Raw genomic sequence first — 25,246 nt, forward strand, 5'->3', positions numbered from 1 at the left:
CGATCACGCTTGTGTTTTCGTGTTCTTGCCTTGGTTCATCCTTATATGCTGCACTGCAACATAAGCTGACGGCAGCTGCTCCGCGCGATGACGCTGGGGCACGCCGGGGTATCGAGACAAGGAACGCCATGGCGAAGAACGGCAAGGCGGAGGAAAAGAAAAAGATCAACATCGCGCTCCAGGGCGGCGGTTCGCACGGCGCCTTCTCCTGGGGCGTGCTCGATCGCCTGCTCGAGGACGGGCGGCTGGAGATCGCGGCGGTGTCCGGCACCAGCGCCGGTGCCATGAACGCGGTGGCGCTGGCCGACGGGTTCGTCCGCGGCGGCGTCGAGGGCGCGCGCAGGAAGCTCGACGATTTCTGGCGCGCCGTGGCCTCGAAGGGCCGCTTCAGCCCGGTGCAGCGCATGCCGTGGGACGTGGTGTGGGGCAACTGGTCGATCGAGAACACGCCCGGCTATTTCTTCTTCGACACCATGTCGCGGGTCTTCTCGCCCTACGTCGCCAACCCGCTCGGCCTCAACCCGCTGCGCGACGTGGTCGAGAAACAAATCGACTTCGGCAATGTGCGCGCCTGCAAGTCGATGGAGCTGTTCATCTCGGCGACCAATGTCGAGACCGGACAACTGCGCGTCTTCTCGGATGGCGAGATCGACCTCGACACGGTGATGGCCTCCGCCTGCCTGCCGCAACTGTTCCGTGCCGTCGAGATCAAGGGCGTGCCCTATTGGGATGGCGGCTATGGCGGCAATCCGGCGCTCTATCCCTTCTTCAAGACGGCGGCGACCGAGGACGTGCTGCTCGTGCAGATCAATCCGGTGGTGCGCGAGGGCACGCCGAAGAGCGCCAACGAGATCCAGAACCGCATCGACGAGATCACCTTCAACGCCGGACTCCTGCGCGAATTCCGCTCGATCGCTTTCGTCAAGGAACTGATCGCGGCAGGCCGGCTGCCGCATGGCGAGTACCGCGACATCCGCATGCACCGGATCGATGCCGACGAGGCCTTCAAAGACCTCTCGGCATCGTCCAAGGTCAATGCCGAATGGGCCTTCCTCGCCTACCTGCGCGACCTCGGCCGAAGCGCGGCCAGCGACTGGCTGGAGGAGAACTACGACGCCGTCGGCAAGCGCGCGACGCTCGACCTGTCGGGCGAGCTCGACGACGGCTTCAAGCCGATGCGCGGCCCGGCGCCTGGTCGAAGGGTCAAGGAATTCCTCGCCGCGCATATGAAGCCGGAGGCGACGCGCCGCCGGGCGTAGATCGCTTCCAAACTCCTCCTGAACGTTCGTTCGTGCCGAAGCATTCCCCTGCGGAAGCGGCGACGCGCTGGATTCACCCGCGACGGGCGAGTAGTTTACCTCGACGTAAACGGAGGTGGCGATGCTGCAGACCAGACAGATCGGGGTCAGGTTTGAAGCGCAGTGCAGGGCTTTCGAGAAGGAGCCCTTCCCGAGCCTCGATATGCGCAAGGACCGGCTGAAGCGCCTGCTGGCGCTGACCGACAAGCACGAGGCCGAGATCTGCGCGGCTATCGACAGCGATTTTTCCGGACGGTCAGCTCAGGAAACGCGGCTCGCGGAGCTGTTCGTCGTTCGCGCCGGCATCAGGCACGCCATCCGGCATCTGCGCGGCTGGATGCGCGAGCGGCGCGTCGCCACCAGCCTGCCGTTCCTGCCCGGCCGCAACCGCCTTCTACCGCAACCTTTGGGCGTCGTCGGTATCGTCTCGCCGTGGAATTATCCGTTCCAGCTCGCCATCGCGCCGGCGACCGCCGCTCTGGCCGCCGGCAACCGCGTGCTGCTCAAGCCGTCCGAGCTGACGCCGAAGTTTTCCGACCTGCTTGCCCGATTGGTCGAAGAGCATTTTTCTCCCGACGAGATGAGCGTGGTGGTCGGCGATGCCGACGTCGGCAAGACATTCGTGTCGATGCCTTTCGACCATCTCCTGTTCACCGGCTCCACCGCCGTCGGCCGCCAGGTGGCGCTGGCCGCGGCCGCCAATCTGACGCCGGTGACGCTCGAGCTCGGCGGCAAGTCGCCGGCGATCTTCGACGCGTCCTGCGACCTCGACGCGGCCGTCGCGAGCGTCGCCTATGGCAAGCTCTTGAATGCCGGCCAGACTTGCATCGCGCCCGACTATCTGATGGTCCCGCAAGGGCAAGGTGCAGCGATTGCCGCGAAACTCGCCGCCGCGATGGCGCGGCTCTATCCGCGCCTTCGCGACAATCCCGATTACACGGCGATCGTCAGCGAGCGGCACCACCGGCGCCTGAGCGAGATGATCGCGGAGGCGTGCGAAGCTGGCGCCGATGTCACCGAGGTCAACCCGGCCAATGAAAAGCTTGGCGTGGGCGACCGCAAGATGGCGCCCGTCCTGGTCAGGAATGCCGCCGAGAACCTGCGGCTGATGCGCGAGGAAATCTTCGGGCCGGTGCTGCCGATCCTCGAATACGGTACGGTCGATGACGCCATCGAGCATGTGAACCGCGGCGAGCGTCCGCTTGCGCTTTATTGGTTCGGCAAGAACAGCGCCAATCGCCAAAGGATGATGCGGGAAACCGTCGCCGGCGGCGTGACAGTCAACGACTGCATGATGCACCTGGTGCAGGAGCGGCAGCCATTCGGCGGCGTCGGCGAGAGCGGCATGGGAGCCTATCACGGCGAATGGGGTTTTCGGACCTTCAGCAAGGAAAAGCCGATCTTCGTCCAGTCCAGGCTCAGCGCCGGCGGCCTGCTCAGGCCACCCTATGGCAGGACGTTCGAGCGGCTGTTCCGGTTGCTGAACCTGATCGGCTGACAGCATTTATTTTCGGAGTGGGCGCGTCCTTTGCGCGTCTCGTGCCAATGCAGCAAGTCATGGCGCGAAAAAATTCCGCATCATGCTGACGCCTACTGCCATTAGGTGTTCGAGCACGCGAAAAATCTGCCTGGACTGGGAAAAGCCGGCCAGTCGAGTGTCGAAAACTGGAAAAAAGCCTATCCGCCACGGCTGGGGGCGCAATGATGCTGCAATTTTTGTCACTATATTGCGCCGCAACTTTGAGGTAGAAGCGCGCTTCGCCGATCACGGCAAATTGAAGACGGCTTTGCGCGCACCCATATCGGCCGCGTGCCCGGGAGTCGAAGGCGCCGACCTCGCCAAGCCTGCAACGGAAAAATGACGATGCCGAAAATCAGGTTTCACAAGCTTGCAGCCATTGCTGTGCTCATCGGATTCGCTGCCTGGATGGCAACGGGCGAGTTCTCGTCCGTGGGCAGTGCCGCCGACCACCAGAAGGCGGGAGAAGCAGGCAAGGCCGCCCAACCCGGGGCCGACAAGCCGAAGATGGCGGAGGCCGAGCCGAAGGCCGCGCCACGCACCGTCGCGGTGGTGACGCCGCCGCGCAAGACCTATGCGCGCGCCATCCGCATTTCCGGGCTGACCGAGGCCGACAAGCGGGCGGTGCTCGCCACGCGCGTCGGCGGCGTCATCGACAAGCTGCCGGTCAAGCAGGGCGATCACGTCAAGACGGGCGACCTGGTGCTGATGCTCGCTGCCGAGGAGAAGATCTCGAACGTCGACAACGCCAGGCAGCTCCTGGCGCAACGCAAGGCCGAGCTCGATGCCGCCGAGCGGCTGGCCAAGACCGGCAATTTGCCCAAGCTGCAGCTCGACACCGCTCGCTCGAACCTGACGGCGGCGCAGTCGATGCTGGAGACGGCGCAGGCCGAACTCGACCGCAACGAAGTGAAGGCGCCGTTCGACGGCGTCATCGACCGCGTGCCGGTCGAGCTCGGCAGCTCGGTCATGCAGGGCGGCGAGGTGGCCACGATCCTCAAGCTCGACCCGGTGATCGCGCGCGGCGAGATCAGCGAGCGCGACCTGCGCTACATCAAGATCGGCGACGAGGCCAATGTGCGCCTGGTCAACGACCAGAAGGTCACCGGCACGGTGCGCTATATCAGCCGCGATGCCTCATCGCAGACCCGCACCTTCCGTGTCGAGGTGGCGATCCCCAACGGGGATGGCTCCATCCCCGCCGGCATGACGGCCGAGATCACGCTCAGCGCAGAGCCGACCGATGCGGTGCTCTTGCCGCGTTCGGTGGTCACCCTGGGCGACAAGGGCGATCTCGGCATCCGCGCCGTCGGCAAGGACAACAAGGTGGCGTTCTTCCCGATCGACCTCGTCGACGACACCCCGACCGGACTGGTGCTCGGCGGCATCCCGCAGGATGCGCGCATCATCGTCGCCGGCCAGGAGCTGGTGAAGGAGGGCGATCCGGTGAAGCCCGTCGAGGCCGACCAGGCGACCATCAACAAGCTGATCAGCGAAGCCGCCGCCGGCACGCAGTAGCGCGTCCGCGCGGCGCCGGCTCGACGGCACCGCGCTGGCCCATGCCGCAGCTCCCCAAGAAACAGCAGGCATAAGTCATGGACATCGTCAGACTCGCCATCCACAACGCCCGGCTCACAATATCCGCGTTGATGTTCCTGCTCGTCGCGGGTTGGGTCGCCTATCAGTCGACGCCGAAGGAAGCGGAGCCGGATGTTCCGATTCCGATGATGTATGTCAGCCTGGTCTACCAGGGCATCTCGCCGGAGGATTCGGAGCGGCTCTTGCTGCGGCCGATGGAAACCAAGCTGAAGAGCCTCAAGGGACTCAAGGAAATGCGTTCCGCCGCTTTCCAGGGCGGCGGCTACGTGCTGGTCGAATTCCAGCCGCAGACCAATCTGGCCACGGCGCTGCAGGATACGCGCAGCAAAGTGCAGGACGCCAAGGCCGACCTGCCGCAGGCGGCCGAGGAGCCGACCGTCACCGAGGTCAATGTCTCCGAATTCCCGGTTCTGGTCGTGACGCTCTCGGGCGATGTGCCCGAGCGCGTGCTGACTGCCGCGGCGCGCGAATTGCGTGACCGCATCGAGGAGGTGCCCGGCGTGCTCGAAGGCTCGCTGCAGGGCTCCCGCGACGATCTCGTGGAGGTCGTCGTGGACCCGGTGAAACTTTCCTCCTACGGGCTGCAGCTCGACCAGGTGATGCAAGGCGTCGGCGCCTCCAACAGCCTTGTCGCCGCCGGCAATCTCGAAGGCTCCGAAGGCAAATACGCGGTCAAGGTGCCGTCGCTGATCGAGACGCCGGAGGATGTCGCCAATCTGCCGGTCGTCGCCACACCGAATGCCGTGGTCCAGGCCAAGGACATCGCCACCATCCGCTCGACCTTCAAGGATGCGGAGACGGTCACCCGGCTCGACGGCAAACCGGCCATCGCCATCGAGGTGAAGAAGCGCATCGGCGCCAACCTGATCGACACGCTGAACCATGTCAGGGAGGTGTCGGACAATTTCATCAAGACGATGCCGGAAGGCATGCATGTCACCTACACGCAGGACAAGTCCGTCTTCGTCAACCAGCTGCTCGGCGACCTGCAGAACCACGTGATGATCGCGGTGATCCTGGTGTTCATCGTCATCCTCTACGCGCTGTCGGGACGCGCCTCGCTGCTGATCGGGCTTGCCATTCCCTCATCCTTCCTGATCGGCATCCTGCTGCTCGCGATGATGGGCTACACGATCAACATGATCGTGCTGTTCAGCCTCATCCTGGCGGTCGGCATGCTGGTGGACGATGCCATCATCGTCACCGAATTCGCGGAACGGCGCATGAGCGAAGGCATGCCGAAGGCGGAGGCGTTCGCCTTAGCCGCCAAGCGCATGGCCGGTCCGGTGATCGCGGCGACGATGACGCGCATCGCCGCCTTCTCGCCACTGCTCTTCTGGCCCGGCATCATCGGCGACTTCATGAAATACATGCCGATCACGCTGATCGTGACACTGTCGGCCTCGATGCTCTATGCGCTGGTCTTCGCGCCGACGCTGGGCGCCATCTTCGCCAAGGCGCCGGCGCATCACGAGGACGATCATCGCGACGGCTGGTACATGGCCGTGGTCAAGCAGGCGGTGCGCTTCCCGATCACCGTCATCCTGCTCACCGTCGGCCTGCTGGTGGGAGTCGGTTTCGCCTATTCGAAATACGGCGCCGGCGTCGAGTTCTTCCCAAGCGTCGAGCCGGATTACGGCCTGCTCTACGTGCATGCCCGCGGCAATCTCTCGCTGGCCGAAATGGATGCCGCGACCAAGACGGCGGAAAACCGGCTGCTCGGCTGGCCCGGCGTGAAGTCGGTCTATACGCGCGTCGGCAAGACGCAAGGCGGCGGCCAGGACATACCGGAAGACGTCGTCGGCGTGATCCAGTACGAGTTCGTCGACTGGCGCGAGCGCAAGTCCGCCAACCAGATCCTCGACGACCTGCGTGCGGTGATGGCCGGCATTCCCGGCGTCGACGTCGAGGTGCGCGTTCCGGAAGCCGGACCGCCGACCGGCAAGCCGATCCAGATCAGGCTCTCGGCCGCCGACCCGGCCGGGCTCGACGACAAGGCGCGCGCGGTGGCGGCGCGGATCGCCAAGATACCCAACGTCATCGATATTTCGGACGGCCTGCCGCCGCCCGGCGTCGACTGGGCGCTCGAGGTCGACCGCGCCAAGGCGGCGCAATACGGCATCAGCCCGACCTCGGTGGGCACGGTGGTGCAGCTGGTGACGAACGGTCTCAAGCTGTCGGAATACCGGCCGGCCGGCGCCGACGACGCGGTCGACATCCGGCTGCGCCTGCCCGAAGACCGGCGCACGCTGTCGACGCTCGACGAGCTCAGGGTTCAGACCTCGCAGGGGTCGGTGCCGATCTCGAACTTCGTGGTGCGGAAACCCGAGCCGACCGTCGGCATCCTCAACCGCATCGACGGCGCGCGCACCGTGGTGGTGCAAGCCAATGTCAGCGCCGGCGCGCAGGTGGCGGCCGTACAGCAGGAAGTCACCAAGGCCGTCGCCGACATGAACCTGGGCAGCGGCATCCGCTGGAAGCTCGCCGGATCCAACGAGGACAGCGCGGAAGCCAGCGCCTTCCTCGGCAAGGCCTTCGGCGCCGCGATCTTCCTGATCTTCCTGGTGCTCTTGGCGCAGTTCAACAAGTTCACCAGCGTGTGGCTCGTCTTGTCCTGCGTAGTCATGGCGACGATCGGCGTGTTCCTCGGATTGCTGCTGACGGGCGAGGCCTTCGGCATCGTCATGTCGGGCATCGGCGTCATCGCGCTGGCCGGCGTGGTGGTGAACAACAACATCGTTCTCATCGACACCTACGACCGGTTGCGCGAGGAAGGCTGGGACAAGATGGACGCGGTGCTGCAGACCTGCCGCGAGCGCGCGCGGCCGGTGGTGCTCACGGCGGTTTCGGCCATCCTCGGCGTGCTGCCGATCGCCTTCGGCCTCGGCCTCGAAATCTTCCATCACGAGACGACGATCAACGCGCCGTCGACGCAATGGTGGATTTCGCTGTCCTCGGCGATCGTCTTCGGCCTGTCCTTCGCCACCATTCTGACGCTGGTGGTGACGCCCTCGATGCTGATGGTGTTCACCCGCGCCAAGGTGAAGCCCGGCGCACGGCGCAGCTTGTTCAGCCGGCTGTTCCGCCGCGGCAAGGGCGAGGTGCCGGCCGAAGAGCCGGTCGCGGAGGCCGGCGCCGAGCCGGCGATCGCCTTCCCCAAAGCCGCGGAATAGCGCGCTTTTCGGAGCCCGATGACAAAAGCCGCCCGGGAACAACCGGGCGGCTTTTTCATTGTCCTCTTATATTCAACCATACGGCGAGGGCTTTTCATGACGATCAGCACGCTTCTCATCATCATCCTGATTCTGATCTTGATCGGCGCGGTCCCGGCTTGGCCATATTCGCGCGCCTGGGGCTATGGCCCGTCGGGAATCGTCGGCGTTCTTTTGATCGTTCTGCTGATCCTGCTGCTAATGGGTCGGATTTGATCGATTTGCGGCTGGGCTTCCCGCAGCCCGGCCGCTTCGTTTGCAGGATGTTCCTCGCTTTGATCAGGCGGCCTGACGCGAGGATGCGACGGCGATGCCGATATCCTGCATGGCTTGCGCCACCGCCTGGTCGAGCGGGGTGTGTGGAATCTCGCCGATGACCTCTTCGAGCCGCGCCGAGGTCAGCCGGTGCGCCTCGAAGCGCAGATAGGACATCGACACGATCTCGCGCCACATGGCCACGAACGGGCTGCCGGCGCGCAGCACCCACCAGGGCATGAAGGTGAGCTTCAGCTTGCGGCCGAGCGCCCTCTCGGCCGCAGCCTTGATCTCGAGGTCGGTGACGGCGTGGCCCGGGAAGTTCAGCGCCTCGTAGAAACCGAGCTTGTCGAGATTGCGCGCCAGCCCGACAAAGGCGACCGCAAAGTCCGGCAGATAGGCCCATTCGTGCACGAGGTCGGCCGGACCTGGAGCGGTGTAGACGCCCTTCGCCATCTTGGCGGCGACGACGAGATCGAACCAGGAACCGCTGCCCGTGCCGCCGAAGAAGTCGCCGGCCCTCAGAAGAATGGTGCGCACGCGGCCGGCATCGGCCTCGCGGCGGAACAACTCTTCCATGGCGCAGCGAATGCGGCCCTTCTCGGTGGTCGGATGGAACGGCGTTTCCTCGGTGATCACCCGCGGCATCGGCGAGCCGTAATTGTAGACGGTGCCAGGGAAAAGATGCAGCGCGTTGTTCGCATGACAGGCTGCCATGACGTTCTCGGCCATCGGCAGGCACTTGCCCCAGTCGGTGTAGATCGGGTTCAGGCCGTTGAAGATGATGTCGACGCCTTGCGTTGCGCGGATCAGCGACTGGCGGTCGAGCGCGTCGCCGGCGACTGCGGTTGCGCCCTTGAGTTCGGCCGGCACCTTGCCGGTGCGGGTGACGGTGCGGACGTCGAAACCGGCGTCGATGAAGGCCTTGGCGACGACGCGGCCGAGCCGGCCATTGGCGCCGAGAATTGCGATCTTGGTCATTGTTCGTCTCCGTTGCTTGCGTTTGCCCCGCTAATTTGATGCCTTCATCATTGAATGAAAATTGACTGAGATCGGCGATCTGTTATTCAGGAATGAATGGCGGAATTCGACTGGAACCTGATCAAGAGCTTCGTCGCGGTTGCCGAGACCGGGAGCCTTTCGGCCGCCGCCCGCAGGCTGGAGGCCAGCCAGCCGACGCTCGGCCGTCACATCGCCGAGCTGGAGCAGGCGCTGGGCGTGACGCTGTTCCGGCGCGGACGGCGCGGCTACGAGCTGACGGAAGCCGGCAGCACGCTCTATGAGCGCGGACGGGCGGTCAGCGAGCAGGCCAACGCCTTCTCGCTGCTGGCGCTGGGATCGGTCGAGGCGATCGAGGGCACGGTGCGCATCGCCGCCTCGGAGGTGGTCGCGGCCTGCGTGCTGCCTCAGATGATGGCGCGCCTTGGCGAGGAGGAGCCGGGCATCGAGGTCGAGGTCGTCGCCTCGAACCAGGTCGAGAACCTGCTGCGGCGCGATGCCGACATCGCCATCCGCATGGTCAGACCGGCGCAGAACGAATTGGTGGCGCGCAAGGTCACCGACATTCCGCTCTGCCTGTGCGCGGCGAAATCCTATCTCGACCGGCGCGGCCGCCCGGCAAAGCCTGGGGACCTCGCCGACCATTCACTGATCGGCTTCGACCGCAGTGACGAGATCATCCGCGGCTTTACCGCCTACGGCATTCCGGTCGGCCGCAGCCATTTCCGCTTCAGGACCGACAATCAGATCGTCCTTTGGGAGGCTGTGCGGGCAGGAAACGGCATCGGCATCGGCCAGGAGCCGCTGGCGAATCGCAATCCGGACCTGGAAAAGCTGCTGCCGGACGTGCCCTTGCCGACGCTGCCGGTGTGGCTTGCCATGCATCGCGACGTGCGCACCAGCATGCGCATCCGCCGGGTGGCGGATTTCCTGCACGAGGAGCTGAAGCGCTACTCGGCCGGCGCCGGCTAGAGCATGATGCCGAAAAGCGTGAAGCGGTTTTCGGACGACATCATGCTCTACTTCTCTGATCCTAGAGCCTGATGATTTCAGGTCGATCCGACCTGAAATCATCAGGCTCGGGCGCGAATTCGGCGCGGTGAGCGAGGCTCGCCATCAGCAGCACGATGACCAGCAGGCCGGAGAGCGCGATGAAGATCGGGCCGAAGCTCGCCCGCTCGGCGACGAAGCCAATCGCCGAGGGCGCCACCAGGATGCCTGAATAGCCCATCGTGGTGACCACGCTCATGCCGGTGCCCGACGACATGCCTTCCTGGTTGCCGCCGGCCGAAAACAGGATCGGCACCATGTTGGCGATGCCGAAGCCGCAGAAGGCGAAAGCGGCAACGGCAAGATAAGGCGAGGGCGAGAGGCCGGCCACGAACATGCCGGTGGCGGCGACAAGCGCCGAGCCGCGCAGCGTCGCCACCGCGCCGAAGCGGTTGCGCACGCCGTCGCCCAGGAAGCGCATGAGCGCCATGACGCCGGAGAAGGCGGCGTAGGCGAGGCCGGCAACGGCAAGGTCGGCGCCGAGTTCCTGATGGAGGTAGAGGGCCGCCCAGTCGAGCACCGCGCCCTCGGAAACCATGGTGAGCAGCGCCATCAGCCCGACCAGATAGACGATTGTGTGCCTCGGCAGGGTGAATTTCCGGTGTTCGGCGACCTGCGGTCTGTCCTCGGCGACGAGATAGCGAATGGCGAAGGCGACGAGCGCCAAGGCAATCGCCGTCACGGCGATCGCGTGCGCGAGATGACCGTAACTCTGGATGGTGTAGCCGCCAAGCGCGCCGCCGGCGAAGCCGCCGAGACTCCAGAAGCCATGCGAGGACGACATGATGGCGCGGGACAGTCTTCTTTCCACCACCACGGCGTTGGAGTTCATGGCGACATCCATGCCGCCGATCGAGCCGCCGAAGATGAGCATGGCGATGGCCGCTAGCGACACGTTGGGGGCAAGCGCGACGACCAGCAGGCCGAAGCTGCCGCAGAGGGCGAACCAGCGCAGCACGGCGCGCGAACCGTGCCTGGAAATGAGGTGGCCGCACCAGGTCATGGCCATCACCGCGCCGACGCCGAACAGCAGGATCAGCAGGCCGAGCGTGAATTTCGAGATGTCCAGCCGGGTGAGGAAAACCGGGATCTGCGGCGCCCAACTGCCAGTCAAGAAACCGTTGGCCAGGAATATGCCGGCAACGGCCCAGCGGCCGCGCGTCGCGGCTAGCATCGTGGTCTGCAGGCTCATGCTTTGAAATCCGCCATGCAAAGGGTTCGCGTGGCAAATTAGATCGATTCAATTTGCAATCAAGGACCGCGGTGGGGAAGTGCTTGGACCAAGGAGCGACCGGGGGCCGGCGTTGTTCATGGCGGGCTGCTGCTTTGGCGATTAGCCGAGACGCCTCTCCCGTCGTCATCCACGGGCGGAGCAAGGAGCGAAGCGACGCGGCGCAGAGCCGAGGATCCATTGCGTGACTTAGGAGCGCTGCTGCGATGCAGAAAAGTCCTCCGGGGTCGCGCCGTTACGATTGTTCTGGACCGAAGCATTCTTCGGCAGGCGTCACGGAATGGATTCTAGGGTCTGCGCCGCGTCGCTTCGCTCCTTGCTTCGCCCTAGAATGACGAAGCCGTGGGCCGCTTGGAGCGTTCAGTGATCCTTCGGCCGCCTTGCCTCGAACTCGGCCTTCTTGGCCTCGGAGGCCTCGGTCTGATTGAGCGCCTGCCATTCGGCATAGGGCATGCCGTAGATGATCTCGCGCGACTCATCCTTCGACAACGTCACACCGGCCGCCTCGGCGGCCTCGCGATACCAGTTCGACAGGCAGTTGCGGCAGAAGCCGGCGAGGTTCATCAGGTCGATGTTCTGGACGTCGCCGCGCTCGCGCAGGTGCCCGACCAGCCGGCGAAAGACGGCGGCTTCGAAATCGCGTTTCTGCTCGTTGCTGAGTTCGGCCATTTGATGGAACTCCGTGGGGCTTGAAGCGCGTCGCAATCCTTTAGATTCGCTCCATGCGCTTTAGGTTTTCGATTTTACGCATGTCTCCCGAAACCGGTTCCCACTTTCGGGAGACATGTGTCGAGGCCCGTCACACCGGGCCGGTGCGCGAGCCGAACATCTTCACCTCGTGTATGTCGGCACGGCGGTCGATGGCGTCAACGATCGGGGCCAACCGCTCCGCCCATGCAACGGCGCCGGCGCGATCGGCGATCAGGTCCTGGCGGATCTCGATCAGCGCATGGGCATAACCGTTGACGATGGCGTGCCGGAACATGGTGTCGCCGCGCAGCGCGCCGTCATAGGGCTCGTTGTCGCCGACGACGAGCGCCTTGTCCTCGGCCAGCATGTCGATCAGCGGCCGCGCCGCGCGGTCGTCGCGGTCCCACAGGATGCCGACATGCCACGGGCGAATGAAGCCTTGCATGCGAGGGGTGAAGGAATGCACCGAGAGGATGAACGGCGCTTTGCCGGAAGCATGCGCCACCGAGGAAATCATCGCGCCGACGGCGTCGTGATAAGGCCGGTAGAAGCGGTCGAGCCTTTTCTCCCGCTCCTCGGCGGCCATCGGATAATTCCCTGTCACGATAGTGCCGTCATAAAGCTGGCGGATCAGCGTCGGGTCGTCCTCGCCGCGGTTGGGGTCGATCAGAAGCCGCGAGAAGCCGGCAAGCACGGCCGGCGCGTCGAGCGCCGCCGCCAGCTCGCGCGTCACCGTCTCGACGCCGATGTCATAGGCGATGTGGCGCTCGAACTCCGCCGCCGGCAGGCCGAGGCTGCCATATTCGTCCGGTACATCCCGGCGGGCGTGATCGGCCAGAAGCACGATGCCTTTCTTGCGATCGCCTTCGACGATGTCGAAAGGCGCGAAAACTGTGGATCGGGTCATCGGCTGAAAAACGGTCTGTTCGCGGGCTTCCAGGCGGGGTGGTATCGTCATTCCACGAAGAGGACTGAGGCGCAATGCCGTTGTTTGGCCACGGTTTCTGCAAAAGAATCCCTGATGGGACGACTTACTGCGCGCTGACCCCTTCTAAATCGATTGGAATTGAACAAAACGGCGCGTTGACATGCGCCCGGAGTTTGCTGAAAAGGGGCTTCGAGAGATGCAGATGTGGTTCGCGAAGGGATTTAGAATGGGTTTCGGCGGCAGGCCGAGCAAGCGCTTGACCCTGCCGCTCCTGATCTTTGGCGCGGGCCTCGGCGCGCTTTGCGCGACCTCTTCGGCGCGCGCCGACTTCCGCGTCTGCAACGCGACACAGAATCTGGTGGGCGTCGGAATCGGCTATCGGGCGAAGGCCGGCTGGATCACCGAGGGCTGGTGGCACATCGAAGGGTCGACCTGCAAGACGCTGATCGAGGGGCCTCTGTCATCAAGGTTTTACTATCTTTATGCAGAAGACGCCGAGCGTGGTGGGCGTTGGGACGGCCCGATCAACATGTGCGTGGCCGAAAAAGAGTTCAAGATCGCCGGCGTGAATGATTGCGTCGCCCGGGGCTTTCAGCGCGCCGGATTTCAGGAATATGACACGGGCGAGCAGGCAAGCTGGATGGTCCAGCTGACCGACGAGCCCGCAACGGGAGGCGCGCCAGCGGCCCCCGCTCCGGGAACAAACAATCAATGAGACGTAACCGCAAGGTCAAGATCCTCGCCACCATCGGTCCGGCTTCCTCGTCCGAGGGGATGCTCAAGAGGCTGTTCGAAGCGGGCGCCGATGTCTTCCGCATCAATATGAGCCACACCGACCATGAGCTGATGCGCACGCTCGTCGGCCGCATCCGCGCCGTCGAGGCGGCCGTCGGCCGGCCGATCGGTATTCTCGCCGATTTGCAGGGACCGAAGCTCAGGGTCGGCAAGTTTGCCAACGGCAAGGAAGCGCTGACCGTCGGTCAGACCTTCACGCTCGACGACAATCCGGAACCCGGCACGTCCAGCCGCGTCTACCTGCCGCATCCGGAAATCCTGAGCTCGGTCGAAGCCGGTCATCGTCTTTTGATCGACGACGGCAAGCTGGAGCTCAGGGCGGTGAAGAGCGACGGCAAGTCGATCGTCTGCACAGTGGTCGCCGGCACCTCGATCTCCGACAAGAAGGGCGTCAGCCTGCCCGACACCGACCTGCCGGTCGGCGCGCTGACCGAGAAGGATCGCGCCGATCTCGATGCGGTGCTCGCGGCCAGCGTCGACTGGGTGGCGTTGTCCTTCGTTCAGCGGCCCGAGGATCTGGCCGAAGCGCGCAAGATCGCGCGCGGCCGGGCGCTGATCATGGCCAAGATCGAAAAGCCGCAGGCGGTGGCTCGCCTTGCCGAGATCATCGAGCTCTCGGACGCGCTAATGGTCGCGCGCGGCGATCTCGGCGTCGAGATGCCGCTCGAGGCCGTGCCCGGCATACAGAAGCAGATCACCCGCGCCGCGCGCCGCGCCGGCAAGCCGGTGGTGATCGCGACCCAGATGCTGGAATCGATGATCACCGCGCCGGTGCCGACCCGCGCCGAGGTGTCCGACGTGTCGATCGCCGTATTCGAAGGCGCGGACGCGATCATGCTTTCGGCCGAATCCGCGGCCGGCGCCTATCCGGTCGAAGCGGTCGCCATGATGAACCGCATCGCCACCAAGGTCGAAGCCGACCCGACCTATGCCGGCATCATCAACGCGCAGCGCTCGGAGCCGGAAGCGACCGGGGCGGATGCGATTTCGCTCGCCGCGCGCGAGATCGCCGAGACGCTGAAACTGTCGGCGATCATCTCCTACACGGCTTCCGGCACCACGGGCCTGCGCGCCGCGCGCGAGCGCCCGCAGGTGCCGATCGTGGCGCTGTCGCCGATCGTCAACACGGCGCGCCGGCTGTCGCTCCTGTGGGGCACGCATTGCGTGGTTTCGGAGGACGCCACCGACCTCGACGACATGGTCGACCGCGCCTGCCGCATCGCGCTGGAAGAGGGCTTCGGCAAGCCGGGCGACCGCGTCATCATCACCGCGGGCGTGCCGCTGAGGACGCCAGGCTCGACCAATATGCTGCGCATTGCCTATGTCGGGTCGGAGACGCACTGATCTGCAGCATCAGTGATCCGTACCGTCAGCCCGGCGCCAGTTCGGCGTCCGGCACCTTGAGTTCCGGATATCTGCCGGCGCCTTGCGCGTCACCAGCGATACGGCTTTCCACGGCGCTCGCCATCGCCTGCAAGTCGACGGGCGCGCCGGCAGCCCTCTCGACGGCGCCGACGACGAGGCCGGGAGCGGTCCAGTCGGGCTTGTGGCCGAGATTGCGGACCCAGACCAGCTCGGCGCCGGGGATGTCGCGTCCGAGGCCGACGGAATGGATGGTGGCGTAGACCACCTTGTCGCGATCGCCCGAGATGACGACCGTCGGCGCCCTGATCTCGCGGTAGCCCGGCGAAGCCGCGCGCACATAATCGTAGAGCTGTGCCACATCACGGGCGTTGGCGCGGAACGCGCGCGGCCTCAGCACCAATGGGATCGCGGCCTTGCCGATATAATCGCCCGGCATATGGTTTGGCGAAAAGACACAGGCCGTCGCGCTGCCGATCTGCAGCATGCCGGCGGGGTAGGCAACCGTCTCGGAAAACAGCCAGCCGACCGCCGGAACGGCCGTCAGCCTATAGTACCAGGCGGTCGCGCCGCCCGGCCAGGGATGACTGACGGGCGCCAGGAAGACGAGGCCGAGCGTCTTTTCCGGATGCTCGCGGGCAAAGGCGGTGGTGATCGCGCCGCCGAAGGAATGGCCGACGATAATCGCCCCAGTGATGCCAAGGCGATCCATCAGCGCGGCGACGGTGTCCGCCTGTGCCGCCAGCGTTTCGTTGCGGCCCGATCCGCGCTCGGACCAGCCGAGGCCGGGCCGATCGAGGAACAGCAGCTCGGCACGGCCCTCGAGCAGCGGCCTCAGCGGCAACATCTGATCCTTCAGATTGGCGCTGGCGCCATGGATGAAGACGACCGGCGGCAGGTCGGCGCCGGCAGGTGCCGGAATGTGGACATAGTGGATGCGGGCGCCGTCGATGTCGGCGAATTCACCGACCGGAGGGTTGCGGCGCTCGATCAGCCGGACACCGGCACGGGTGATGCCGGCAAGGGCGAAGAGGAGCGCAATGAGGAAGAGAAAGGCAGCGCAGATGAGGTTCATGCGGGGAGATAAGTGTAGGGGAGTAGGGGAGTAGGGGAGGTGTTTCTGAGCCTTTTCCCCTACTCCCCTACTCCCTCAAATGAATCAAATGCCTTCGCCGGCCAGCTCTTCCGAAAGCGTCGAAACCTGGTCCTGGGCGCTGCGCATCATCGGATAGATGGCGAGCACCTTCTGCCAGGCTTCCAGCGCGGACTGCTTGTGGCCGGTTTCGGCCATGATTTGCGCCAAGCCGGAAAGGGCGCCGAAATGGCGGGGTTCGAGATGCAGCGTGTGGTCAATGTCCGACATCGACTTCCCGTAATTCTTCATCAGGAAATGCACCGTGGCGCGGCGGTTCCAGCCTTCGGCATAGCTGGGCTGCAAGGTCACCACCTGGTCGAGGAAGTCGAGCGCAACGTCGAATTTCTGGTCTTCCGTCGCCTTCTGCGCCCACTGCATCATCAGGTCGATGGAGGCGCTGCCGGACTGGTTCCACTCATTCCAGATGCGGCCGGCGATGCGTTCGGCGGCCTTTTCGTTGCGCTCGCGCTTGAGATCGACAAAGAGCTGGTCGAGTCGTCCTTGCCTGGTCGAGGCGACCGGCGGCGGCGTAATGGCGGGCGGCGGCGAATTGGTGGGCGGTTGGGCGGCGGGCGGCGAGGCGGGCTCCTGAGCCCATGCGGGCATGGCTGTGCCGAGGAGGAGCAGGGCGGTGAAAGAAGCAAAAAGAATCCGCATCGCCGGAATCTAATGCCGGACGGCGGATCGTCAAAATGATTTTAGCGTGAGAAGGCCGGCGAACCGGCAATCGACATCGACAGAGCGCTGCGTCTTTGGTTTTGTGCATGCCGTCTCGACATGCACAAGCCGCGCGCAAGCGTCAGCCCTGGCGCGCCTTGTAGCGCGGAGCGGTCTTGTTGATGATGTAGATGCGTCCCTTGCGGCGAACCAGCCGGTTGTCGCGGTGACGCGCCTTGAGCGCCTTGAGCGAATTCTTGATCTTCATGGTCTTGCCTGTTCGGTCGGGGGCCCGGTCCCGGGCCGAATTTTAAAGGCGCGCCCGAAAAAGCGCGCCTTTGAACTTGCGTGGCTCATAAACGAGGAGCCTTGCCCATGTCAACCGCAAGCGCGCAACTCGGACGCCGCGAACGGCGCACCTCATCAAATATTCGCCATCGGAGTCGCGCCGCATTGCGCGACTCAGGAGCGGCTGGAATGTTGGCGCGACGCAAAGCGATTGGAGATCCAGCATGCGCCGTCTCTTTCTGCCCGCCTGCCTTATCCTCTTCGCGACGGCTTCGGCTGCGTGGGCCGAGGACTGCGACCGCAGCGACGACAGCCAGTCGATGATGAATATCTGCGCCGATGCCGACTATCAGGCGGCCGACGCCAAGCTCAACGCCACCTACAAGGATATCGTCGGCCGCAACGACGAGAAGGCCAATAAGCTGCTGCAGACGTCGCAGCGCGCCTGGATCGCCTTCCGCGACGCCGAATGCGCCTATTCGACCGCCGACAGCGAGGGCGGCTCGATCCACCCGATGGAGCTTTCGCAGTGCCTGACCGAGCTCACCAACGAGCGCATCAAGCAGCTCACCTCTGGCCCCAACTGCCAGGAAGGCGATCCGAGCTGCGCCAGCCCGGACGAAGACGAAGACCAGGACGTGCAGTAGGCGCGGAGCTAAAGCATGTCTCCCGTAAGTGGGAACCGGTTTCGGGACAAAGACATGCGCAAAATCAAAAGCCTCTGTTCGTCGCAATTCCGGACGGAAAACCGCGATGTACTTTTCCTGGAATTGCTTCAGCGCCTGATCCGGGTGAAATGGCCCATCTTGCGGCCGGGGCGTGACTCCGCCTTGCCGTAGAGATGCAGCATCACATCGGGCTCCGCGAGCAGCGCCGGCACCTTCAGCATGTCGTCGCCGACCAGGTTTTCCATCACGCAGTCGCAATGCCTGGCAGGCGAGCCCAGCGGCAGGCCGGCTACGGCGCGGATATGCTGCTCGAACTGCGAGACGGCGCAGGCCGCTTCCGTCCAGTGGCCGGAATTGTGGACGCGCGGCGCCAGCTCGTTGGCCAGCAGCGAGCCGTCGGCAAGGACGAAGAACTCGACGCCGATGACGCCGACATAGTCGAGCGCCGCGAGGATTTTTGCCGCCGCATCCTTGGCTGCCGCGGCGGTTTCCGGACCGATGCCGGCCGGTATCGTCGATGTGCGCAAGATACCGTCGCGATGGACGTTCTCGGCCGGATCGTAAGCGGCGACGCTCCCGTCAAGCCCACGCGCGGCGATCACCGAAATCTCGCGCTCGAAGGCGACGAGCGATTCGAGGATCAGCGGCACATTGCCCATCGCCTCGCAGGTGCCGGCAAAGCCGCCTGTCTCCATGTTGCGGAAGACGCGCTGGCCCTTGCCGTCATAGCCCAGGCGTCGCGTTTTCAGCACGCCGCTGCCGTTGAATTTCTTCAGCACCAGCGTCAGCTGGTCATCATTGTCGACGGGGCAGAATTCGGCCGTCGGAATGCCGATGCCGTTCAGAAAACTCTTCTCGGCCACGCGATCCTGCGCAACTTCGAGCGCGCGGGGCGGCGGATAGACCGGGACGCGCGCGGCGAGCATTTCCGCGGCTCGAACCGGGACATTCTCGAATTCGTAGGTGACGACGGCGCTGGCGGCAGCCAGCTCGGCAAGCTCCGTCGGATCGTCGTAGGCCGCGGTGATCTGCCGATTGGCGACCTGTGCCGCCGGGCAGTCGGCCTGCGGCTCAAGCACGATCGTGCGATAGCCGAGACGAGCGGCCGCCATTGCCAGCATGCGGCCGAGCTGGCCACCACCGATGATGCCGATGGTCGATCCCGGAGCCAGGCTCACGGCGTATCCGCCGGCTCGCTAGCGACCTTGGCGGTCTGGGCGGCGCGCCAGGCGTCGAGCCGCGCGGCGAGCTTGTCATCATTGAGCGCCAGCACAGCCGCGGCAAGAAGCGCCGCGTTGGCGGCGCCCGCCTTGCCGATCGCCAGCGTGCCGACGGGAATGCCGGCCGGCATCTGCACGATGGAGAGCAGCGAATCCTGCCCGGACAATGCCTTGGATTCGACCGGAACGCCGAAGACGGGCAGCGGCGTCATCGCCGCCGTCATGCCGGGCAGGTGCGCGGCGCCGCCGGCGCCGGCGATGATCACCTTGTAGCCGGCCGCCTTGGCGCCCTTGGCGAATTCATAGAGGCGGTCGGGCGTGCGGTGCGCCGAGACGATCAGCCTTTTGTGCGGGATGCCCAGCGCATCCAGCGTTTCGGCCGCCTGGCGCATCGTCGCCCAGTCGGACTGGCTGCCCATGATGATGGCGACGTCGGCACGCTGATCGGTCAAGGTTTTCGCTCCGCGGCGGCAAAGGCGCGCCTTAGCGGAATTCGCCGGCAGCCGCAAGGATTGTCGCGGCTGCCTGCATAGCCGATAGAACCTAGTCCGGCCAGCGCAGCGCGCCGGCCGAATCCTTGCGCGCGGCTTTCATCGCGTCGGCCGGACGCTCCTTCGCGGTCAGCACGGCGCGAAGCTGCTCGGCGACGATCTCGGCCTCGCCGGGATGCAGGTTGCAGGGGTCGAGGAAGAAGTGGCCGCGCTCGACCTCGTGGTTGCGCACGATGACGGGCGGCGAACCGGCGGCGAGCGCGGAGGCAAGGCCGGCGGCGGTGAAGCGGCTTTCCGGCCGCACGAAGACCTGCAGGCGGTCGAGCGGGTTCGCGGTCGGATCAGGGACGATCTGGGCGCCGATGCCGGGAATGCCTTGCAGCGCATCCTTCCACAGATTGAGCGCCGCCTCCTCGCGCCGGCGGATGCCGGCATGGTCGCGCTTCTCCCAGGCTTCGAGCGCCGCCATGGTGCCGGCGATGCTCTCCTTGCCGACTTTCATGGCGCGCGCGACGCCGCGGTTCTGCAGATAGGCTGCGCGCACCAGGTCCTTGCGGCCGGTGACGATGCCGCTGGTCGGGCCGCTCAGGAATTTGTGGCCGCTATAGACGACGATGTCGGCGCCGCGCGCCAGGAAACTGCGCAGATCATATTCCGAGGCCGCGTCGACGATCACCGGAATGTTTTTGGCGTGACAAATCTCGCAGAACTCCTCCAGCGATAGCATGCCGTATTGCACCGTATGGTGCGCGACGACGTAGAGTGCCGCCGCCGTGCGCTCGTTGATCGCCTCGCGCACGTGATAGTCCTGGGTGACGCTGACGGTGCCGGCGGGGATGACCTTGGCGCCGGCGACGCGGATCGACTGGTCGATCGGCGCGCCGTAATTGACGATATGGCCGAGCTGGATCACGACCTCCGACTTCAGGCCTTCGGTGTCGTCCGGCAGCCGTTCGATCGCCAGAAGGTTGGTGCCCGTCATCGCGCCGGCGATCGCCATGGTGATGCCCGAGGCGCAGCAGGCGGTGATGAAGCCGGCCTCACCGCCGGTCAGGCGCGCGACGATGGTGCTCGCGGCGCGCTGCAGATCGTCCATCTCCACCCATTGCGAGGCGATCTCGGCCATGGCGCTGATCGCCTCGGGAACAATGATCGAGGCGCCGAGCGAGGTCATCGTGCCGGAGACGTTGATGATGGGCCTCAACCCTAGGCGCTCGCGGATCGTGGTGTTGGAGCCAGTATCGGAATAGGTTTTCATGGCAGCAGATCCTAATGTCAGGCGGCGATCTCGACGATCGCTTCGATTTCGACGGTGATGTTCCCAGGCAGCGAGCCGACGCCGATCGCCGAGCGCGCATGGCCGCCGATCTTGTCGAAGACATCGGCGAAGAGATCGGAACAGCCGTTGACCACTTTCGGGTGGTCGCTGAAGGTGGGCGTCGCGTTGACGAAGCCGAGCAGCTTGACGACGCGCACGATGCGGCCGAGGTCGCCCGCCGCCGCATGCATGACGGCGAGCAGGTTGAGGCCGGTGAGGCGGGCATGCTCGTAGGCCTGCTCGACGGTCACGTCCTCGCCGACCTTGCCGGTGCAAAGCGTGCCGTCGGCGCGCAACGGCCCCTGGCCGGACAGGAAGATCAGCCGGCCGCTCTCGGCATGGGTGACGAAGTTGGCGATGGGCGTCGGCGGCTCGGGCAGCGTCAGGCCGAGTTCGGCGAGCCGGGTGTAAGGCGTCATGGAAGAGGGCTCCCTTGGATGGCCTTGGCCATCCGATGTCAAAGGTGAATGGCTTGCGTCATCCGATTTCAGAAATGCGAGGCGCGGAAGCGCGCCAGGAAGGTGCGGAGGCGTTCGTTGGTGGTCTCCGCGGCGAGAACCTCCTTGGGCGGACCGACGGCGCTGACGCCGCCATCGGCCATGAAGACGATGCGGCTGGACGCGTCGCGGGCGAAGGCCATTTCATGCGTCACCATCACCATGGTCATGCCGTCCTCGGCCAGGCTGCGCACGACGGCCAGCACCTCGCCGACGAGCTCGGGATCGAGCGCCGAGGTGATCTCGTCGAGCAGCAGGATTTTCGGTTCCATGGCGACGGCTCGGGCGATGCCGACGCGCTGCTGCTGGCCGCCGGAAAGTTCCGCGGGCAGGCTGTCGGCCTTGTGGGCGAGGCCGACGCGGCCCAGCCAATGCTCGGCTATCGAGCGCGCCTCCGTCTTGCTCTTGCCGCGCACCTTGGTGAGGCCGAGCATGATGTTGCCGGCCGCCGTCAGATGCGGGAACAGATTGAAGCCCTGGAACACCATGCCGGTCTCGGCGCGCATCGCGGCCAAGTCGCGCTCGCTGCGGCGCTGGCGCGCGCCGCCGTCGCGGAAACCGACCTCCTTGCCATCGATGCGGATCGAGCCGCTGTCGTAGCTTTCGAGGAAGTTGACGCAGCGCAGCAGCGTGGTCTTGCCGCTGCCGGACGGGCCGATGACGGTGACCACCTCGCCCTTCGCCACCGTGAGGCTGACGGAGCGCAGCACCTCGACGGAGCCGAAGGATTTCGAGACCTTGGCTATGTCGAGAAGCGCTAGACTGTCGTGGGAACTGGTGGCCATCGTGCTATTCCCGGATGAAGGCGAAGCGCCGCTCGAGCCGTCGGCTGGCGAGCGAAAGCGCGTAGTTGACGGCGAAATAGAGAAGAGCGCCGAGGATATAGAGCGGCATCGCCTCATAGGTGCGGCCGATGACCTGATTGATGGCCTGCATCAGATCGGTGATGCCGAGCAGCGAGACCAGCGCGCTGCCTTTCACCGCGTCGGTGACGCCGTTGATCCAAGGCGGCAGGAAGCGGCGGAAGGCCTGCGGAAAGATGACGTAGGCAAGCCGCTGCCGGAAGGTCAGGCCGATCGCCATCGCCGCTTCGGACTGGCCCTTCGGAATGGAGGCGACAGCGCCGCGCAGATATTCGACGACCTGAGCGGTCTTGAACAGAGTGAGCGCGAGCACCGCGGCCCAGAAGGACTGGAGATGCACGCCGACCGCCGGCAGGCCGTAATAGACGAAGAAGATCAGCACCAGGATCGGGATGCCGCGAATGGTGTCGCTGAAGATGCGCACCGCCCAGCGCAGCGGCGCCGGGCCATAGACCAAGCCTACGCCGAGGATGACGCCGGCAATCAGCGACAGCACCACAACCAGCAGAGACACCCAAAGCGTCAGCGCGAAGCCTTCGGCGAGGAACGGCAGGGCGTAGGCGATCTGGCCGAACATCAGCGCGCCGTCCTGTACCAGCGCTCGACCTGGCGCAACGCGAAGAGCAGGGCGTAGCCCGTCAACAGATACATCGCCGTCACCACCAGATAGACCTCGACGATGCGGAAGGTGTTGAAGTTGATCCACTGTGCGCCATAGGTCAGCTCCGGCACCGAGATGACGGAAGCGACGGAGGTGTCCTTGAACAGCGAGATGAAAGTGTTGGAGAGCGCCGGCAGCGTGATGCGCATCATCGTCGGCAAGCGCACATGGACAAGCCGCTGCCAGGGCGTGAGCCCGATCGCCTTGCCGGCGTCGATCTGGCCGCGCGGCACGGCCTCCAGGCCGGAGCGAAACACCTCGACCAGATAGGCGCCGCTGTAGAGGGAAAGTGTCGCGACGAAGGAGGTCTGCGCGCTGTAGACGAGGTCGACGACGGTCGGCAGGCCGTAGAAGACCAGATAGACCAGCAGGATCAGCGGCACGTTGCGAATGAATTCGACGTAAGCCGCGATGATGCCGCGCACGACGCGGCCGGCCGAGACATACCAGACGGCCAGCACCAGCCCGATGACGATGCCGATGGCGATCGAGATCACGGCAAGCTCGAGGCTGAGCAGCAAGCCGCCCCACAGCTTGTCGAAGTGCCGCCAGATCAGGTTGAAGTTGAGCGTATAGCCCATGCGTCCGTCTCAATGGCCTGCGGTGACGAGCATAGGATTCGTCCTCCGCATGGCCCGTGTCGAGGAGAAACAGACGGAAGAGCGTTTGCGCGCCCTTCCGCCGACTTGTCTGACCGCTTGGTCAGATAACGGGGAAGCCCGGGTGACGTGGCGGCGGCTCCTGGCCGAAATATTCCTTGAAGGCGGCATCGTAGAGTGCCGTCTCGTGGCCGAACATGGCGATGGTGAAGGTCTGGTTGACATAGGTCAGCCAGTCGAGATCGCCCTGGCGGACCGCCGCGCCGTAAAGCATCGAATACCAGCTCTTGCCGGCATCGAAATATTTGTCCGGATTGCGCGAGGCGAGCCAGCGCACGGTGGAGAGGTCGACCGCGGCGGCGTCGACGCGCTTCGATTCCAGCGCCTGGAGCACGTTGGCCTGGGTGTCGATCTGCATCACCTGCGCCTGCGGCAGGGCAAAGTGGACCGAGCTTTCGGCATCGACATTCTGCAGGATCGAGACGCGGGTGGCCGGGCCTCCCGCAAGCAGCTTGTCGAAGGTCTTGTTCTCCGAGCCGGGCAGCGTCAGCAGCGCGACGCCTTCGACATAGTAGGGCCGCGAGAAGTGGATCAGCTGCGAGCGCTGCGCGGTCATGGTCATGAACTGGATGGTGATGTCGACCTTGTTGGTGGTCACGTTCGGAATGCGCTGCGCCGGGTCCTGCATGACGAACTCGACCTTGGTCGGATCATCGAAGAGGCCCTTGGCGAGGATACGGCCCATGGTGATGTCCATGCCGACCAGCTCGCCGGCATCGTTCTCGAAATGCCAGGGCGCATTGGTGCTGCCGGTGCCGACGATGAGCTTACCGCGATCGAGCGCGGTGCGCAGCACGCTGTCGGATGCGGCCTGCGCGGCTGCCTTTTCGGCGCTGATCGCGGTGAGCGCGCCGGCGGTGGCAAGTCCCGCCATTCCCAATTTCAGAAAATCACGTCTTCCGGATGTGTCGTTCACAGCGACCTCCTTTCGTGGTGTGTTCCCCAATGAAGCAGCGATACTTGCGTCCGTCGTCATTTGTCTCTTACAAGAGACGCGTGTATCCTGTACAAGACAGATACTAGCATTAGGAATTTGCAATGCAAGATGGCGAGACACTGACCGGGTGGCCGGCCGCTGGCATGGACGAGGAGAAGCCCGCGAATTCGCGCGAGAAGGGCCTCAACCGGGTGCTTCACATTCTGGAATTCCTGCATGCCAACCAGCGCGCGATCGGCATCGGTGAGCTGGCGAAAGGCCTCAACGCGCCACGCTCGACGACCTACACGCTGGTGCGCGAGCTGGTCGAGGCCGGGCTGCTGGAGATGGAAGGCGACGGCAACCGCGTCTATTTCGGCAAGAAGCTCTACCTCTATGGAATGGCCTATATGCGCGGCAACGATCTGCTCAGGCGCGGTCGGCAGGAGGTCGACACGCTGTCGCGCGAGACGGGCGAAACCTCGGAACTGTGCATGCTGCAGAGCGGCCGCTACACGATCGTCCATTCGAGCCCGGGCACCAGGCCGTTCCGCATCAGCTCGGCCACCGGCCTGCAGATACCGCTTCCCTGGACCGCTTCCGGCCGGCTGCTGCTTGCCGGCCTGGAACGGAGCCGGATCGAAGCCATGATCTCGCAGGACGATCTCGTGCTGCCGGACGGCCGCAAGATCGAGCTCGACGATTTCATCGACGACATCGGAAAAGCCCGCGTCACCGGCTATTGCGTGACGTCGGGCCTCGTCGACGCCTACACCAAATGCCTGGCGGCGCCGGTCTTCTCGGCGCCCGGCAAGGTCGAGGCGACGATGTGCCTGGTGGTTCCGATCGACACCTCGGAAGAGCGGACAGGCGAACTGGTGGCGCTGCTGCGCGAGCGCGCCGCGCGGCTGTCGATCTCGTAGCGAAGGAAAGCT

Annotated in this window: 26 protein-coding genes; 11 read left to right on the forward strand and 15 right to left on the reverse strand. The window is 65.0% G+C overall.

Going from position 1 to position 25,246, the window contains the following annotated elements; translation table 11 throughout:
* Positions 1-128: 128 nt before the first annotated feature.
* The 6 genes from QAZ47_RS08140 to QAZ47_RS08165 all read left to right on the forward strand — a co-directional run bounded on the left by QAZ47_RS08140 (position 129) and on the right by QAZ47_RS08165 (position 7,844).
* Positions 129-1,259 (forward strand): patatin-like phospholipase family protein, encoded by a 1,131-nt coding sequence (locus QAZ47_RS08140; protein ID WP_278232882.1) that lies wholly within the window; start codon positions 129-131, stop codon positions 1,257-1,259.
* Positions 1,260-1,380: 121 nt separating this feature from the next.
* The gene (locus tag QAZ47_RS08145; RefSeq protein WP_278232883.1) at positions 1,381-2,796 is read left to right on the forward strand and encodes a coniferyl aldehyde dehydrogenase; all 1,416 of its coding nucleotides are present in this window, start codon (positions 1,381-1,383) and stop codon (positions 2,794-2,796) included.
* 82 nt (positions 2,797-2,878) lie between these two features.
* On the forward strand, positions 2,879-3,160 hold the full coding sequence (locus tag QAZ47_RS08150; protein ID WP_278232884.1) for a hypothetical protein: 282 nt from the start codon (positions 2,879-2,881) through the stop codon (positions 3,158-3,160).
* 2 nt (positions 3,161-3,162) lie between these two features.
* The gene (locus QAZ47_RS08155) at positions 3,163-4,335 is read left to right on the forward strand and encodes an efflux RND transporter periplasmic adaptor subunit (protein ID WP_278232885.1); all 1,173 of its coding nucleotides are present in this window, start codon (positions 3,163-3,165) and stop codon (positions 4,333-4,335) included.
* A gap of 77 nt (positions 4,336-4,412) precedes the next feature.
* Positions 4,413-7,589, forward strand: coding sequence for an efflux RND transporter permease subunit (locus QAZ47_RS08160; protein ID WP_278232886.1), 3,177 nt, complete (start codon positions 4,413-4,415; stop codon positions 7,587-7,589).
* A gap of 96 nt (positions 7,590-7,685) precedes the next feature.
* Positions 7,686-7,844 (forward strand): DUF3309 family protein, encoded by a 159-nt coding sequence (locus QAZ47_RS08165; protein ID WP_071094864.1) that lies wholly within the window; start codon positions 7,686-7,688, stop codon positions 7,842-7,844.
* A 63-nt stretch (positions 7,845-7,907) separates the two neighbouring features.
* On the opposite strand, the gene QAZ47_RS08170 is transcribed toward QAZ47_RS08165, so the two are convergent.
* Entirely contained in the window at positions 7,908-8,864 is a 957-nt protein-coding gene (locus tag QAZ47_RS08170; RefSeq protein WP_278232887.1) for an SDR family oxidoreductase, read from the reverse strand.
* Between the two features lie 96 nt (positions 8,865-8,960).
* Here QAZ47_RS08170 and QAZ47_RS08175 point away from each other — a divergent pair, with 96 nt between their 5' ends.
* On the forward strand, positions 8,961-9,854 hold the full coding sequence (locus tag QAZ47_RS08175) for a LysR family transcriptional regulator (RefSeq protein ID WP_278232888.1): 894 nt from the start codon (positions 8,961-8,963) through the stop codon (positions 9,852-9,854).
* A gap of 61 nt (positions 9,855-9,915) precedes the next feature.
* Here QAZ47_RS08175 and QAZ47_RS08180 read toward each other — a convergent pair whose 3' ends face one another.
* From QAZ47_RS08180 to QAZ47_RS08190, 3 genes are all read right to left on the reverse strand, one after another.
* Positions 9,916-11,124 (reverse strand): MFS transporter, encoded by a 1,209-nt coding sequence (locus QAZ47_RS08180; protein ID WP_278232889.1) that lies wholly within the window; start codon positions 11,122-11,124, stop codon positions 9,916-9,918.
* A 399-nt stretch (positions 11,125-11,523) separates the two neighbouring features.
* A complete protein-coding gene (locus QAZ47_RS08185) occupies positions 11,524-11,832 on the reverse strand; it encodes a DUF1244 domain-containing protein (protein WP_278232890.1) in 309 nt (102 codons plus the stop codon).
* A gap of 130 nt (positions 11,833-11,962) precedes the next feature.
* Complete coding sequence (locus QAZ47_RS08190; RefSeq protein ID WP_278232891.1) at positions 11,963-12,760, reverse strand: N-formylglutamate amidohydrolase; 798 nt, start codon at positions 12,758-12,760, stop codon at positions 11,963-11,965.
* Positions 12,761-12,983: 223 nt separating this feature from the next.
* Here QAZ47_RS08190 and QAZ47_RS08195 point away from each other — a divergent pair, with 223 nt between their 5' ends.
* Together QAZ47_RS08195 and pyk are read left to right on the forward strand one after the other, a co-directional pair.
* The gene (locus tag QAZ47_RS08195; RefSeq protein ID WP_278233779.1) at positions 12,984-13,496 is read left to right on the forward strand and encodes a DUF1036 domain-containing protein; all 513 of its coding nucleotides are present in this window, start codon (positions 12,984-12,986) and stop codon (positions 13,494-13,496) included.
* On the forward strand, positions 13,493-14,920 hold the full coding sequence (gene pyk, locus QAZ47_RS08200; protein WP_278232892.1) for a pyruvate kinase: 1,428 nt from the start codon (positions 13,493-13,495) through the stop codon (positions 14,918-14,920). The genes QAZ47_RS08195 and pyk overlap by 4 nt, the downstream gene beginning before the upstream one ends.
* Positions 14,921-14,945: 25 nt before the next feature.
* Here pyk and QAZ47_RS08205 read toward each other — a convergent pair whose 3' ends face one another.
* The 3 genes from QAZ47_RS08205 to ykgO all read right to left on the reverse strand — a co-directional run bounded on the left by QAZ47_RS08205 (position 14,946) and on the right by ykgO (position 16,998).
* Entirely contained in the window at positions 14,946-16,013 is a 1,068-nt protein-coding gene (locus QAZ47_RS08205) for an alpha/beta hydrolase (protein ID WP_278232893.1), read from the reverse strand.
* Positions 16,014-16,097: 84 nt separating this feature from the next.
* Entirely contained in the window at positions 16,098-16,730 is a 633-nt protein-coding gene (locus QAZ47_RS08210; protein ID WP_278206170.1) for a hypothetical protein, read from the reverse strand.
* Between the two features lie 142 nt (positions 16,731-16,872).
* Positions 16,873-16,998 carry a type B 50S ribosomal protein L36 gene (gene ykgO / locus QAZ47_RS08215; protein WP_040974291.1) on the reverse strand — a complete coding sequence of 42 codons (126 nt, stop codon included), beginning with the start codon at positions 16,996-16,998 and terminating at the stop codon, positions 16,873-16,875.
* A 244-nt stretch (positions 16,999-17,242) separates the two neighbouring features.
* Between ykgO and QAZ47_RS08220 the strand changes: the two genes are divergently transcribed.
* The gene (locus QAZ47_RS08220; RefSeq protein ID WP_278232894.1) at positions 17,243-17,665 is read left to right on the forward strand and encodes a lysozyme inhibitor LprI family protein; all 423 of its coding nucleotides are present in this window, start codon (positions 17,243-17,245) and stop codon (positions 17,663-17,665) included.
* A gap of 128 nt (positions 17,666-17,793) precedes the next feature.
* Here the strand turns inward: QAZ47_RS08220 and QAZ47_RS08225 are convergent, their stop codons facing one another.
* The 8 genes from QAZ47_RS08225 to QAZ47_RS08260 form a co-directional block, all read right to left on the reverse strand.
* Complete coding sequence (locus QAZ47_RS08225; RefSeq protein WP_278232895.1) at positions 17,794-18,864, reverse strand: 5-(carboxyamino)imidazole ribonucleotide synthase; 1,071 nt, start codon at positions 18,862-18,864, stop codon at positions 17,794-17,796.
* Complete coding sequence (gene purE / locus QAZ47_RS08230; RefSeq protein ID WP_278076285.1) at positions 18,861-19,358, reverse strand: 5-(carboxyamino)imidazole ribonucleotide mutase; 498 nt, start codon at positions 19,356-19,358, stop codon at positions 18,861-18,863. The genes QAZ47_RS08225 and purE overlap by 4 nt, the downstream gene beginning before the upstream one ends.
* A gap of 91 nt (positions 19,359-19,449) precedes the next feature.
* Positions 19,450-20,655, reverse strand: coding sequence for an aminotransferase class V-fold PLP-dependent enzyme (locus QAZ47_RS08235; protein ID WP_278232896.1), 1,206 nt, complete (start codon positions 20,653-20,655; stop codon positions 19,450-19,452).
* Positions 20,656-20,672: 17 nt separating this feature from the next.
* Positions 20,673-21,134 (reverse strand): RidA family protein, encoded by a 462-nt coding sequence (locus QAZ47_RS08240; RefSeq protein ID WP_278232897.1) that lies wholly within the window; start codon positions 21,132-21,134, stop codon positions 20,673-20,675.
* A gap of 68 nt (positions 21,135-21,202) precedes the next feature.
* On the reverse strand, positions 21,203-21,997 hold the full coding sequence (locus QAZ47_RS08245) for an amino acid ABC transporter ATP-binding protein (protein WP_278232898.1): 795 nt from the start codon (positions 21,995-21,997) through the stop codon (positions 21,203-21,205).
* Positions 21,998-22,001: 4 nt separating this feature from the next.
* Positions 22,002-22,652 carry an amino acid ABC transporter permease gene (locus tag QAZ47_RS08250; protein WP_278232899.1) on the reverse strand — a complete coding sequence of 217 codons (651 nt, stop codon included), beginning with the start codon at positions 22,650-22,652 and terminating at the stop codon, positions 22,002-22,004.
* Positions 22,652-23,317: an amino acid ABC transporter permease gene (locus QAZ47_RS08255; RefSeq protein ID WP_278232900.1), complete on the reverse strand. Its 666-nt coding sequence runs from the start codon at positions 23,315-23,317 to the stop codon at positions 22,652-22,654. Before QAZ47_RS08255 ends, QAZ47_RS08250 begins: the two co-directional genes overlap by 1 nt.
* A gap of 121 nt (positions 23,318-23,438) precedes the next feature.
* The gene (locus tag QAZ47_RS08260; protein WP_278232901.1) at positions 23,439-24,269 is read right to left on the reverse strand and encodes a transporter substrate-binding domain-containing protein; all 831 of its coding nucleotides are present in this window, start codon (positions 24,267-24,269) and stop codon (positions 23,439-23,441) included.
* A gap of 164 nt (positions 24,270-24,433) precedes the next feature.
* Between QAZ47_RS08260 and QAZ47_RS08265 the strand changes: the two genes are divergently transcribed.
* Positions 24,434-25,234: an IclR family transcriptional regulator gene (locus tag QAZ47_RS08265; RefSeq protein WP_278206179.1), complete on the forward strand. Its 801-nt coding sequence runs from the start codon at positions 24,434-24,436 to the stop codon at positions 25,232-25,234.
* Positions 25,235-25,246: the final 12 nt, after the last annotated feature.

This window comes from Mesorhizobium sp. WSM4904 (assembly GCF_029674545.1).
In the GTDB taxonomy this organism is placed as follows: Bacteria; Pseudomonadota; Alphaproteobacteria; order Rhizobiales; family Rhizobiaceae; genus Mesorhizobium.

What these genes read in the sequence shown, in the direction of transcription:
- QAZ47_RS08140 (WP_278232882.1), top strand. Translation starts at nt 129, where the DNA reads ATGGCGAAGAACGGCAAGGCGGAGGAAAAGAAAAAGATCAACATCGCG.
- QAZ47_RS08145 (WP_278232883.1), top strand. Translation starts at nt 1,381, where the DNA reads ATGCTGCAGACCAGACAGATCGGGGTCAGGTTTGAAGCGCAGTGCAGG.
- QAZ47_RS08150 (WP_278232884.1), top strand. Translation starts at nt 2,879, where the DNA reads ATGCTGACGCCTACTGCCATTAGGTGTTCGAGCACGCGAAAAATCTGC.
- QAZ47_RS08155 (WP_278232885.1), top strand. Translation starts at nt 3,163, where the DNA reads ATGCCGAAAATCAGGTTTCACAAGCTTGCAGCCATTGCTGTGCTCATC.
- QAZ47_RS08160 (WP_278232886.1), top strand. Translation starts at nt 4,413, where the DNA reads ATGGACATCGTCAGACTCGCCATCCACAACGCCCGGCTCACAATATCC.
- QAZ47_RS08165 (WP_071094864.1), top strand. Translation starts at nt 7,686, where the DNA reads ATGACGATCAGCACGCTTCTCATCATCATCCTGATTCTGATCTTGATC.
- QAZ47_RS08170 (WP_278232887.1), bottom strand. Translation starts at nt 8,864, where the DNA reads ATGACCAAGATCGCAATTCTCGGCGCCAATGGCCGGCTCGGCCGCGTC.
- QAZ47_RS08175 (WP_278232888.1), top strand. Translation starts at nt 8,961, where the DNA reads ATGGCGGAATTCGACTGGAACCTGATCAAGAGCTTCGTCGCGGTTGCC.
- QAZ47_RS08180 (WP_278232889.1), bottom strand. Translation starts at nt 11,124, where the DNA reads ATGAGCCTGCAGACCACGATGCTAGCCGCGACGCGCGGCCGCTGGGCC.
- QAZ47_RS08185 (WP_278232890.1), bottom strand. Translation starts at nt 11,832, where the DNA reads ATGGCCGAACTCAGCAACGAGCAGAAACGCGATTTCGAAGCCGCCGTC.
- QAZ47_RS08190 (WP_278232891.1), bottom strand. Translation starts at nt 12,760, where the DNA reads ATGACCCGATCCACAGTTTTCGCGCCTTTCGACATCGTCGAAGGCGAT.
- QAZ47_RS08195 (WP_278233779.1), top strand. Translation starts at nt 12,984, where the DNA reads ATGTGGTTCGCGAAGGGATTTAGAATGGGTTTCGGCGGCAGGCCGAGC.
- pyk (WP_278232892.1), top strand. Translation starts at nt 13,493, where the DNA reads ATGAGACGTAACCGCAAGGTCAAGATCCTCGCCACCATCGGTCCGGCT.
- QAZ47_RS08205 (WP_278232893.1), bottom strand. Translation starts at nt 16,013, where the DNA reads ATGAACCTCATCTGCGCTGCCTTTCTCTTCCTCATTGCGCTCCTCTTC.
- QAZ47_RS08210 (WP_278206170.1), bottom strand. Translation starts at nt 16,730, where the DNA reads ATGCGGATTCTTTTTGCTTCTTTCACCGCCCTGCTCCTCCTCGGCACA.
- ykgO (WP_040974291.1), bottom strand. Translation starts at nt 16,998, where the DNA reads ATGAAGATCAAGAATTCGCTCAAGGCGCTCAAGGCGCGTCACCGCGAC.
- QAZ47_RS08220 (WP_278232894.1), top strand. Translation starts at nt 17,243, where the DNA reads ATGCGCCGTCTCTTTCTGCCCGCCTGCCTTATCCTCTTCGCGACGGCT.
- QAZ47_RS08235 (WP_278232896.1), bottom strand. Translation starts at nt 20,655, where the DNA reads ATGAAAACCTATTCCGATACTGGCTCCAACACCACGATCCGCGAGCGC.
- QAZ47_RS08240 (WP_278232897.1), bottom strand. Translation starts at nt 21,134, where the DNA reads ATGACGCCTTACACCCGGCTCGCCGAACTCGGCCTGACGCTGCCCGAG.
- QAZ47_RS08245 (WP_278232898.1), bottom strand. Translation starts at nt 21,997, where the DNA reads ATGGCCACCAGTTCCCACGACAGTCTAGCGCTTCTCGACATAGCCAAG.
- QAZ47_RS08250 (WP_278232899.1), bottom strand. Translation starts at nt 22,652, where the DNA reads ATGTTCGGCCAGATCGCCTACGCCCTGCCGTTCCTCGCCGAAGGCTTC.
- QAZ47_RS08255 (WP_278232900.1), bottom strand. Translation starts at nt 23,317, where the DNA reads ATGGGCTATACGCTCAACTTCAACCTGATCTGGCGGCACTTCGACAAG.
- QAZ47_RS08260 (WP_278232901.1), bottom strand. Translation starts at nt 24,269, where the DNA reads ATGGCGGGACTTGCCACCGCCGGCGCGCTCACCGCGATCAGCGCCGAA.
- QAZ47_RS08265 (WP_278206179.1), top strand. Translation starts at nt 24,434, where the DNA reads ATGCAAGATGGCGAGACACTGACCGGGTGGCCGGCCGCTGGCATGGAC.